This is a genomic window from Pseudomonas sp. NBRC 111143 (genome assembly GCF_001320965.1).
Classification (GTDB): domain Bacteria; phylum Pseudomonadota; class Gammaproteobacteria; order Pseudomonadales; family Pseudomonadaceae; genus Aquipseudomonas; species Aquipseudomonas machongensis.
In genome coordinates this window covers 136,272-147,109 of sequence record NZ_BCBT01000009.1, presented here as the reverse complement: position 1 = coordinate 147,109, position 10,838 = coordinate 136,272, and the positions used below count along the sequence as shown (strand labels likewise).

General features: G+C 65.4%; 12 protein-coding genes. 5 read left to right on the top strand and 7 right to left on the bottom strand.

Going from position 1 to position 10,838, the window contains the following annotated elements; genetic code table 11:
* The 5 genes from APH44_RS30335 to APH44_RS07870 all read right to left on the bottom strand — a co-directional run.
* The coding region (locus APH44_RS30335; protein WP_256216604.1) for a hypothetical protein at positions 1 to 120 on the bottom strand (120 nt) is incomplete at its 3' end.
* Positions 121 to 443: 323 nt separating this feature from the next.
* Positions 444 to 1,736, bottom strand: a complete 1,293-nt coding sequence (locus APH44_RS07885) for a sorbosone dehydrogenase family protein (protein ID WP_054892137.1) — start codon at positions 1,734 to 1,736, stop codon at positions 444 to 446.
* Positions 1,733 to 2,161 (bottom strand): DUF2231 domain-containing protein, encoded by a 429-nt coding sequence (locus APH44_RS07880; protein WP_054892136.1) that lies wholly within the window; start codon positions 2,159 to 2,161, stop codon positions 1,733 to 1,735. Before APH44_RS07880 ends, APH44_RS07885 begins: the two co-directional genes overlap by 4 nt.
* A 102-nt stretch (positions 2,162 to 2,263) precedes the next feature.
* A complete protein-coding gene (locus tag APH44_RS07875; RefSeq protein ID WP_054892135.1) occupies positions 2,264 to 3,229 on the bottom strand; it encodes an MBL fold metallo-hydrolase in 966 nt (321 codons plus the stop codon).
* A gap of 77 nt (positions 3,230 to 3,306) precedes the next feature.
* Positions 3,307 to 3,924, bottom strand: coding sequence for a dihydrofolate reductase family protein (locus APH44_RS07870; protein ID WP_054892134.1), 618 nt, complete (start codon positions 3,922 to 3,924; stop codon positions 3,307 to 3,309).
* Positions 3,925 to 4,123: 199 nt separating this feature from the next.
* Between APH44_RS07870 and APH44_RS07865 the strand changes: the two genes are divergently transcribed.
* Positions 4,124 to 4,936 carry a crotonase/enoyl-CoA hydratase family protein gene (locus APH44_RS07865; RefSeq protein ID WP_054892133.1) on the top strand — a complete coding sequence of 271 codons (813 nt, stop codon included), beginning with the start codon at positions 4,124 to 4,126 and terminating at the stop codon, positions 4,934 to 4,936.
* A gap of 36 nt (positions 4,937 to 4,972) precedes the next feature.
* Complete coding sequence (gene nudC, locus APH44_RS07860; RefSeq protein ID WP_054892132.1) at positions 4,973 to 5,803, top strand: NAD(+) diphosphatase; 831 nt, start codon at positions 4,973 to 4,975, stop codon at positions 5,801 to 5,803.
* 69 nt (positions 5,804 to 5,872) lie between these two features.
* On the opposite strand, the gene APH44_RS07855 is transcribed toward nudC, so the two are convergent.
* Complete coding sequence (locus APH44_RS07855) at positions 5,873 to 6,652, bottom strand: TSUP family transporter (protein ID WP_054892131.1); 780 nt, start codon at positions 6,650 to 6,652, stop codon at positions 5,873 to 5,875.
* Between the two features lie 121 nt (positions 6,653 to 6,773).
* Positions 6,774 to 7,673 (bottom strand): LysR family transcriptional regulator, encoded by a 900-nt coding sequence (locus APH44_RS07850; RefSeq protein ID WP_054892130.1) that lies wholly within the window; start codon positions 7,671 to 7,673, stop codon positions 6,774 to 6,776.
* A 106-nt stretch (positions 7,674 to 7,779) separates the two neighbouring features.
* Between APH44_RS07850 and APH44_RS07845 the strand changes: the two genes are divergently transcribed.
* The 3 genes from APH44_RS07845 to APH44_RS07835 are packed head-to-tail and all read left to right on the top strand — an operon-like array spanning position 7,780 to position 10,828.
* Positions 7,780 to 8,643 carry a VOC family protein gene (locus APH44_RS07845; RefSeq protein ID WP_054892129.1) on the top strand — a complete coding sequence of 288 codons (864 nt, stop codon included), beginning with the start codon at positions 7,780 to 7,782 and terminating at the stop codon, positions 8,641 to 8,643.
* Positions 8,640 to 9,347: a class II aldolase/adducin family protein gene (locus tag APH44_RS07840; RefSeq protein ID WP_054892128.1), complete on the top strand. Its 708-nt coding sequence runs from the start codon at positions 8,640 to 8,642 to the stop codon at positions 9,345 to 9,347. Before APH44_RS07845 ends, APH44_RS07840 begins: the two co-directional genes overlap by 4 nt.
* Before the next feature lie 20 nt (positions 9,348 to 9,367).
* Positions 9,368 to 10,828, top strand: a complete 1,461-nt coding sequence (locus APH44_RS07835) for a 2-hydroxymuconic semialdehyde dehydrogenase (protein ID WP_054892127.1) — start codon at positions 9,368 to 9,370, stop codon at positions 10,826 to 10,828.
* The last annotated feature ends 10 nt before the right edge of the window (positions 10,829 to 10,838 follow it).

The following is a 10,838-nucleotide window of genomic DNA, read 5'->3' as shown; positions in this document are numbered from 1 at the left end:
CCCTGCATAACCGAAGAAGATGCCGGCGAAGATCTGCCAGCGCAGGCGGCGATAGGTACTGTCGACCTGTTCAGCGGGCAGCGGCGCCCGGTGCACGGCGGGGCGGAAGAAGGCAAACATCGGGGTACTCCAACGTTGTTGTTTTATCTGCGAAAGCGAATATTACATTTTCGTTACAGAAAAAAATATCGCTTTCACAGGCTGGAGTGTTGCTTTGCGAACGCTCCGTCAGATCGTGATCAGGGACGGGGTCTGGCTGTTGGGGGGGGGCGATGTCGCTGCGTTTGCTGGAGACATAGGTGGTGGTGCTGGGCGGGTAGGCTTGGCGGTTTAGGCGCGGCAGGGGTGAGCTGGCGCCAGATTTCAAGGCCATGGCAGGTGTGGTTCAAAACCTCAAGGTCAGCCATCCCCCTGTGGGGGCGGGCTGGCCTTGATTTAGCGCATCACTGATTACGCGTCACCCGCCACACAGTATTGGCCAGGTCGTCGGCGATGATCAGCGCGCCTTTCGGGTCCACAGTCACCCCCACCGGGCGGCCGCGTGTCTTGCCATCCTCACCCCGGAAACCGGTAGCGAAGTCGATTGGCTCACCCGCTGGCTTGCCGTTGCTGAACGGCACGAAGATCACCTTGTAGCCGACAGGATTGGGTCGGTTCCAGCTGCCGTGCTCGCCCACGAATACACCGTTGGCAAACTTTTCGCCCATCGCCGGCAGGGAGAAATCCACGCCCAGTGCGGCGACGTGCGAACCCAGGCTGTAGTCCGGCTTGATCGCGGCGGCGACTTTCTCCGGGTTCTGCGGTTGCGCGCGGGTATCGACGTTCTGCCCCCAGTAGCTCCAGGGCCACCCGTAGAAGGCCCCTTCGCGCACCGAAGTCAGGTAGTCCGGCACCAGGTCCGGCCCCAGCTCGTCGCGTTCGTTGACCACCGCCCACAGTTGCCCCGAATCAGGCTGGATGGTCAGCGCCGTGGGGTTGCGCAGGCCGGTCGCGTAGGGTTTGTGGGCGCCGGTCTGGGCGTCGATCTGCCAGACCATCGCGCGGTCGATCTCGACTTCCATGCCGCGCTCGGTGATGTTGCTGTTCGAGCCGATGCCCACATACAGGTAGCGACCGTCCGGGCTGATGGTCAGCGCCTTGGTCCAGTGGTGGTTGATCGCCGAGGGCAGCTCGGTGAGCGTGGTCGGCGGGCCGTCGGCCTTGGTCTGGCCGTCCTGGTAATCGAAGCGCACCAGCGCATCCTGATTGGCCACGTACAGCTTGCCATCGGCAAACGCCAGGCCGTAGGGGGCGTTGAGGTTGTCGGCGAACACCGTCTGCACTTCGTAGCGGCCGTCGCCATCGGCATCGCGCAGCAGGGTGAGGCGATTGCCGCTTTTGACCTGGGTGTTGCCCTTGGCCTTGATCTGGCTGGCGATCACGTCCTTGGGCTTGAGCTTGGCGGCATTGCCGCCACGACCTTCTGCCACGATGATGTCGCCGTTGGGCAGGATCAGCGTCTGGCGCGGGATCTTCAGGTCGGTGGCGATGGCCGTGATGCTGTAGCCGTCCGGCACCTTGGGTTTCTGCTCGCCCCACAGTGCCGGCTCGGCGATCTTCATGCTCGGTAGCAGGCCACGTTCGGGGGCCGGAAGTTTCGGGTCGGGGCCGCGGGCCTGGGTGGCATCGCCTTCACCACCGCAGGCGGCCAGCAGCAGGCTCATGCTCAGGATCGACAGCGCAAGGGGCGTCTTCATGCAGCACCTCCCGAGCGCAGGTTGGTCAGGCCAATCCAGGTGGCGATGCAGGCCAGCACGCTGACGATCACCGACAGCACCAGCCCCGAGGGCATGACCGCCCAGGCATCCTTGGCGTGCTCGAAGGCGTTGACCAGCCCCAGCAGCCAGGTCACCACCAACAGCAGCACGTACAGCACCGGGCGACCGGCCTTGCGCTCGGCGCGCACCAGGTTGGCCAACGCGAACAGCACGGCCAGGCCGCAGAACAGCAGCCCTCCGGCGATGAGCCAGGCGGCGAAGTTGCTCCACTGGATCTGGAAGGTCTGGTAGTAGGCGATGTCGCTGATCAGTGCCCCGAGAAACAGCGGCACGGTGCCCGCCAGCAGGGTCGCATGCAGCGGCCCGGGCGTGCACCGGTAGGGGTCGTGGACGGTCGTGGTCATGGCGGCTCCTTGTCTTTGGCGATGAAATCCAGCGATTTTTACGCTGGCTGCGCCTAGGGAAGGATCGCGCGGCTGGTCGGTTGGTTCAGTGCAATTTCGCGTTCAAGTATTTTGCTCGCGTACCAGTTGCCCGTTTCGGGCCAGGTGATAACGCTGAAGATCGCGCGCCAGTATCAAGCAACCGTCGTAGTGGGTCTGGGCTTCGGCGTGGATGTCGTCGATGCACGGGCTGCGCCGTGGATCGCCCTGGTAGCGCGCGCTGAAGTGCGTGAGCACGAGATTCCTCACCCCGGCGGCCTGGGCGAAGCGCGCGACCGCCTCGGCGCTGCTGTGTCCGAAGCTGACACCGGTGCGTTCGATCAGTGGCTGGGTGAAGGTCGCTTCGTGCACCAGTACATCCGCGTCCCTGGCAACCTCTGCCAACAGCTCGGGGCGATCGTTGTCGCCGCAGACGATGACCCGTCGCGCAGGCCGGGAGGCGCGCAGGTAGTCCCGCGGATCGAGCATGCGGCCCTCGTGAACCACGGCAGTGCCCTTGGCCAGTTCGCCCCACAACGGGCCGCGTGGGATGCCGTCGGCCTCCAGGCGCTGGATGTCCAGGCGGGGCTCGGGGTTGATCTCGGTGAACACATAGCCACGGCTCGGCACCCGATGGGACAGCTCGACTGCATTGACCTGCAGGCTGGTGTTGCTCCAGGTGCCGAAGGTTTCGGCCGCGTGCAGGCGCAGCTCGAAGGGCAGGTAGGTGTCGCTGACCGAAAGGCTCAGGCGCACCCAGTCGTGCAGGGCAGTTGGCAGGATCAGCTCGAGTGGCTCGCTGCGCCCGGACATGCCGGCGCTGGCCAGCAGGCCGGGCAGGCCGAAGCAGTGATCGCCATGTACGTGGGTGATGAAGATCGCGCGCAGGTCGCGGACCGATAACGGTGTGTGCAGGAGCTGGTGCTGGGTGGCCTCGCCGCAGTCGACCAGATACCAGCCGCTGCCGCTCGTGTCGATGACGGCCGTTGCGCTGACATTGCGCGCCTTGGTGGGCGCTCCGGCGCTGGTGCCCAGGAACAGCAGGTCCATATGAAATGCTTCCAGAGAGTGTCGGCCTATTCTAAGGCGCGACACGCCGGTGGGCACAACCCGGGTTGGGCGCTGTGTCAGGCAAAGCTGCCGGTCTGCACCGCGCCACTGCGCCGGTAATGGGCGAGCAGTACCCCGCGTGGCGTGCTCAGGGACTCGACCAGGCTCAGCGCTGCCGGTTGCGCGTTGTCTGCGAACAGCCGCTTGCCGTGCCCGAGCATCACCGGGTTGATCAACAGGCGCAGCTCGTCCACCAACCCAGCAGCCAACAGTTGCTGCACCAGTTCGGCGCTGCCTTGGGTGAGCAGCGCCGGGCCGTCCTGCTGCTTGAGCGTGCCGACGGCCTGGATCACATCAGCGCCCAGGGCGCGGCTGTTTTGCCAGTCGAGGCTGTCAGGGTGGTGGGTGGCGACGTGCTTGGGCACCTTGTTGAACAACTCGGCCATGGGCGCGTTGTCCGAGTCGGCGTCTACCTTGGGCCAGTAGCCGGCAAAGATGTCGTAGGTACGCCGCCCCAGCAGCAGTTCGAAGGGCTGGCTGAACAGCGTCTGCATGGCCTGGCCAAAGGTCTCGTCGGCATAGGGCACGAGCCAGCCGCCAAAACCGAAGCCTTGGCTGGTGTCTTCCTGCGGGCCGCCAGGGGCCTGCATGACGCCGTCCAGGCTGACGAACGCGGCAACGATGAGTGTGCGCATGGGGATGTCCTCGCGAGGGGTGTTCGGGGCAGTTGAAGAATAGGTCACTGCGGTTCCTGAACATTGGTCGAACGGGCAGGACGCGAATCGACAGCCCATTTGTTACCCGCGGCGATCAGTCCCGCCTTTGGCATAAGCACCGCCTTGCAGGTGCGTTATAGTCCGGCGCGTGAACCCTTTCCCCACAGGAGTGCCGCCCGTGACCGAGTACACCGCGTTCAAGGTCGAACTGACCGACAACATCGCCCATGTACAGATCAATCGCCCGGAAAAAATCAACGCGATGAACGCGGCCTTCTGGGAGGAAATCGTCGAAATCTTCCAGTGGATCGACGACACCGAGGCGGTGCGGGCGGTGGTTGTCAGCGGCGCGGGCAAGCATTTTTCCTCGGGGATCGACCTGATGATGCTGGCCTCGCTGGCCGGCCAGATGGGCAAGGACGCCGGCCGCAATGCGCGCCTGCTGCGCCGCACCATCCTGCGCCTGCAAAGCTCGTTCACGGCCGTCGACAAGTGCCGCAAGCCGGTACTGGCGGCGATTCAGGGCTATTGCATCGGCGGGGCCATCGACCTGGTGTCGGCCTGCGACATGCGCTATTGCAGCGCTGATGCGCAGTTCTCGATCAAGGAAATCGACATGGGCATGGCCGCCGATGTCGGCACCCTGCAACGTTTGCCACGTATCATCGGCGACGGCATGATGCGTGAGCTGGCCTACACCGGGCGTATGATCGACGCCACCGAGGCATTGCGCATCGGCCTGGTCAACCGGGTCTATGACGACCAGGCTGCATTGCTCGACGGGGTCTTTGCCATCGCCCGGGAAATTGCAGGAAAATCGCCCATTGCCGTGGCCGGCACCAAGGAAATGATCAGCTACATGCGCGACCATCGTATCGACGATGGCCTGCAGTACATCGCCACCTGGAACGCCGCCATGCTGCAGTCAGAAGACCTGCGGGTCGCGGTGGCGGCCCACATGAACAAACAGAAACCGACGTTCGCCGACTGACTTCCCGACGGCGCACGCGCCTGAAGGGATCCGAACATGTCAGCACGCTGGACTACCGCAGTACTCGACCCGCAGACCGCTGGCGGCCTGGCCGTCGCCCGCAGCCCTGCGGGGTTCCTGGTGGACGACAACGGTGCGTTGTTCCCGCGGGACTGGCTCAAGCGCCAGGAGCTGGATGTGCTCTGCGAGCACGGTATCGGTCATTTCGACGGCGAACCGGTGTTCCTCCTGGAGCTGCGCACTGCCAGCGAACTGCCGGGCATGAGCTGGCGCGGCCTGCGCCAGTTCATGCTCGAAGGCGACTTCGACACCTACAAGCTGCTGGGTTACGCCGCACAGATCGGCACCTGGGCGCGCGAGCATCGTTTCTGCGGCAGCTGCGGCCAGCCGATGACGCAGATTCGCTGGGAGCGGGCGATGCATTGCCAGGCCTGCGACCTGCGCAGCTACCCGCGCATCTCGCCCAGCATGATCGTGCTGGTGACCCGTGGCGACGAAATCCTGCTGGCGCGCTCGCCGCGCTTCGTCACCGGCGTGTACAGCACCCTGGCCGGCTTTGCCGAACCGGGCGAGTCGGCGGAGGATTGCCTGGTGCGCGAAGTGCGCGAGGAAGTGGCGGTGCAGGTCAAGAATATCCAGTACGTGGGCAGCCAGTGCTGGCCGTTCCCACATTCGATGATGCTGGGCTTCCACGCCGAGTACGCTGGCGGCGAGATCGTCATGCAGCCTGACGAGATCGAGGATGCCCAGTGGTTCAGCGTGCACGACCTGCCGCCGTTGCCCGCCGGGCGCTCCATCGCCCGCTACCTGATCGACCTGTACGTGGCGCGGCGTCTGGGGCTGGCAGAGCCGGTGCTGCCGACCTGATCAGGGCTGTTCCGCGTGCAACCACGACGGCGTTGTCATCGTGGTTAATCCAGATGAGGGCTGGGCCGCTCAGGCCTGGCCGAACCAGTGCTGCCAGGCCAGGCGCACGGTCAGCGCCAGCACCACGGTGATGAACACCGGGCGAATGAACTTGCTACCGCCGCTGATCGCGGTGCGGGCGCCGAAGAACGCACCGATCATCACCGACACGCCCATGGCCAGGCCGACGATGTAGTCCACTTGCCCGGAAATCACGAACACCGTCAGCGCCGCGATGTTGCTGACGAAGTTCATGCTGCGCGCCACACCACTGGCACGTACCAGGTCGATGGGGTAGAGCAGCAGTGTGCTGACCGTCCAGAACGCACCCGTGCCGGGGCCTGCTACACCGTCGTAGAAACCAAGGGTGAAACCCTGGGGGAACTGCCATTTTTTCCTGATCGGTGCATCGGCATCCAGCGGCGCCTTGGGGGTGCCGCCGAACAGCAGGTACACGCCACAGGCGAAGACGATCACCGGCAGCATCTTGTTCAGCCATTCGGCGGGCATGTAGTGCGCGATCACCGCGCCGATCAGCGCGCCGCTCAGTGTGCCGACGATCGCCAGGCGCCACTGGGTCGGGTGGAACAGCTTGCGCCGGTAGTAGGTGAACCCGGCGGTGGCCGAGCCGAAGGTCGAGCTGAGCTTGTTGGTGCCCAGCACCAGGTGCGGCGGCATGCCGGCGGTGAGCAGGGCGGGGGTGGTGAGCAGGCCGCCGCCACCGGCAATGGCATCGATGAAACCGGCGACGAAGGCCACTGCGGCGAGGATCAGCAGGGTAAGCGGTTCTACGGTGAGTTCGAAGGGCATGGGACGGCTTTCAGGCTACAGGCGAGGGCGCGGCAAAAGGTCGCGCCAGAGGCTGCACATGGTAGCCCTCGGGGCGCGCCCTTGCCAGAGTCGCTAGCTGGAGCTTGGGGATCCGTCGTGCCTAGCCTTGCGCAAACAACTCGCTGATTACCCGGCGCAACCACACACTGCGTGGCGCCTGCTGGAAGCGTGCGTGCCAGAACTGCTTGAGGTCGTAGCACGGGATCTCCACCGGCGGCTCGACGATCTGCACGTTCACGGTATCCAGGTACAGATTGGCCACGGTGCGTGGCAGCACCACCACCAGGTCGGATTGCTCGATGATCGAGGGCACGCTCATGTAGTGCGAGGTCTCGAGCACGATGTTGCGCTTGATCCCCGCTTCGTTCAGGTGCGCCTCGAACATTTCCTGGCGGCGGCTGCCGTCGCGCACCTGCAGGTGCTCCATGCGGGCGAAATCTTCGAGCGCCAGGCGCTCGCGGGCCAGTGGGTGGCCGCGACGCAGCATGCAGGTGAGGTCATGGGAGAACAGCCGTTGCTGATAGATGTTGGGGGCCGTGAGGTCGGGGAAGTAACCCAGCACGGCATCGACCTTGCCGTCATGCAGGCTGTCGGTGAGCGCATCGGGTGCCAGGCTGACCGTGCGCAGGCGAATGCGTGGTGCGAGCTGGCGCAGCTTCTGGAACAACGGTGGCAGGAACACCACCTCGCCGATCTCGCTCAGGCAGAACACGAACTCGTCTTCGGCGGTGGCAGGGTCGAAGGTTGGGCTGCTGAGGATGTCGCGGTCGATGATTTCGATGACTTCGCGGGTGCGCTCGATGATGCCCTGGGCCCGTGGCGTGGCCTCCATGCCGGCACCGGAGCGGATGAACAGCGGATCCTGCAGCGAATGGCGCAGGCGGGCGAGGGCGGCGCTGGCGGCGGGCTGGCTGATGCCCAGCTGTTTCGCCGCAGCGGTGACGTTGCCGGTTTCGTAGACGGCTAGAAGGACGCGAAGCAGGTTGAGGTCGGTGCGCATCTCTATAACCAAATCAAATAGTGCGAATAAAGAGAATTAGCTTCTGCGATTAAGCGCCGGTTGCGAGGATGAGTCCAGACAAAAATAAAACCAAGGGACTCCACCCATGATCAACCTGCACGATATCCGCTACGTGCGCCTGGGTACCGCCAACCTGGACGATGCACGCCGCTACGCGACGCAGATCCTCGGTCTGCAGGTGGCCCGCGAGGCCAGCGGTGCGGTGTATTTTCGCTCCGACAGCCGCGATCACACCCTGTGCTACTACGAGGGCGACCCGCGCGAAACCACAACCGCCTTCGAGGTCACCAGCAGCGACGAGCTGGAGCACGCCGCCGTGCTGCTCGAACGCAATGCCTTCAGCGTGGTGCACGGCTCGCGTGAAGACGCCGAGGTGCGCCACGTCAACGAGCTGATCCGTTTCAAGGACCCCAGCGGCAACAACATCGAACTGGTGTTGCGCCCCCACGCCAGCGGCAGCCGCTACTTCCCCAGCCGCGACGCCGGCATCACCGGCTTCAGCCATATCGGACTGCGCACCACCGACGCCCGCCGCGACGAGGATTTCTGGACCCGCCTGGCCAACGCCCGAGTCAGCGATCGCATCGGCGAGGCGCCGCTGCTGCGCATCGACGAGGTGCATCACAAGATCGCGCTGTTCCCCTCCAGCCACGCCGGGGTGCAGCACATCAACCACCAGGTCGAGAGCATCGACGACGTGATGCGCGCCTACTACTTCCTGCGCGAGCGCAACATCAAGATCCTCTTCGGTCCGGGTCGGCATCCGACCTCGGGTGCGGTGTTCCTGTACTTCGAAGGGCCGGACGGCATGACCTACGAGTATTCCACCGGGGTCAGCCACATCCGCGCCGAAGACGACTCCAGCCACCAGCCACGGCAGTTCCCCGGCGTATCGTCGTCGTACTGCGCCTGGGGTTCGAAACCCGATATCCCGGAGTTCAAGGCATGAGCGGCCAGCCGATTGCCAGCCAGGCGCAGCAACGCCAGGTGCGCATGGCGGCCCGCGCGTTGGGCCGCGCCGGCCTGGCCCATGCCTACGGGCATTGCAGCCTGCGCCTGGACGCCGAGTACTTCCTGGTCTGTGCAGCGCGCCCGATGGGCCTGATCGGCGTGGGCGAGCCGGGCACCGTGGTGCCGGTCCATGGGCCGCTGCCAGACGGTGTGCTGGGCGAGGTGCGTATCCACCAGCAGCTCTACCGCCGCCGCGCCGACCTGGGCGCAGTGATCCGCAGCATGCCGGCGCAGGTGATGGCGCTGTCCTGCGCCGGTCTCACGCCACTGCCGCGGCACGGCATGGGCAGTTACTTCCAACCGTCGATCCCGCTGTGGGACGACGTCCAGTTGCTGCGTGACGATGCCCAGGCCAGCGCGCTGGCTGAGCTGTTCGGCCAAGGCAAGGCCCTGGCCATGCGCGGTAACGGTGCCATCGTCGCCGGCGATTCGCTGGTCGAGGCCCTGACCCTGACTTGGTACCTGGAGGACGCCGCGCGCATCGAGCTGCAACTGCAGGCCGCAGGCCTGGCCGAGCGCGGCCCGTTGCTCGATGCCCAGGCCTGCGCGCAACGCGCCACCCGTGGCGGGCGGATCTACGAGCGGATGTGGGAATACCTCACTGCCGGCGATCCGGAAGCCAGCGACACCGTATTCGAATAAAAAACAGAGGACTACCGATCATGCCTGCGCAAGCGTTTCGTCATTTCATCAATGGCGAGTGGGTCAGCAGTGCCCGCACCTTCGAAAACCGCAACCCTGCCGACAACCGTGTCATAGGCCTCGTCCACGAAGCGGGGCAAGCCGAAGTCGATGCCGCCGTGGCCGCTGCCCGTGCCGCCCTCAAAGGCCCTTGGGGGACGATGACGGTTGCCCAGCGTACTGCGCTGCTGCACAAGGTCGCCGAGGGCATCGAGCGTCGCCACGCCGAGTTCGTCGCGGCCGAAGTGGCCGATACCGGCAAGCCTGCACACCTGGCCGGGCACCTCGACATCCCGCGCGGTGCGGCCAACTTCAAGGTGTTCGCCGACCTGATCCGCAACGTACCGACCGAAAGCTTCGTGATGGACACCCCAGACGGTGGCAAGGCGGTCAACTACGCCGTGCGATCGCCGCGCGGGGTGATCGGTGTGGTCTGCCCGTGGAACCTGCCGCTGCTGCTGATGACCTGGAAAGTCGGCCCGGCCCTGGCCTGCGGCAACACTGTGGTGGTCAAGCCATCCGAAGAAACCCCGGCCACTGCCACGCTGCTCGGCGAGGTGATGAACGAGGCCGGTGTGCCGCCGGGCGTGTACAACGTGGTGCATGGCTTTGGCGCCGATTCGGCGGGGGCCTTCCTGACCTCGCACCCGGATGTCGATGGCGTGACCTTTACCGGCGAGACCGGGACTGGCGAGGTCATCATGAAGGCTGCGGCCAAGGGCATTCGCCCGGTCTCGCTGGAGCTGGGCGGCAAGAACGCCGGCATCGTCTTCGCCGACGCCGACCTTGAGAAAGCGGTCAAGGGGCTGGGGCGCGCAGTGTTCGAGAACAGTGGGCAGGTGTGCCTGGGGACTGAACGCATCTACGTGCAGCGGCCATTGTTCGAGCGCTTCGTCGAGGCCTTCAAGGCGCACGCCGCGAGCATCGTGGTGGGCGATCCGAACGCCCATGGCACCACCATGGGGCCACTGATTTCCCTCGGCCATCGCGAGAAGGTGCTGTCCTACGCCCGTCAGGCTGTCGCCGATGGCGCCACCGTGGTGTGCGGCGGCGGCATTCCCCAGGTGCCGGCGCACCTGGCCGAAGGCGCCTGGTTCGAGCCGACCATCTGGACCGGCTTGCCGGAAACCTCGGCGGTGATCCGCGAAGAGATCTTCGGCCCGTGCTGCCACATCGCGCCGTTCGACACCGAGGAAGAGGCCGTGGCCCTGGCCAACGATACCCCTTACGGGCTGGCTGCCAGTGTCTGGACCCGCGACCTGCAGGTCGCCCATCGCTTGGGCAGCGCGCTGGATGTCGGCATCTGCTGGATCAACGCGTGGTTCCTGCGCGATCTGCGTACCGCCTTCGGCGGCGCCAAGCAGTCGGGCATCGGCCGTGAGGGGGGCGTGCACTCGCTGGAGTTCTACACCGAATTGCGCAACGTCTGCGTCCGCCTGTGAGGAGCACACC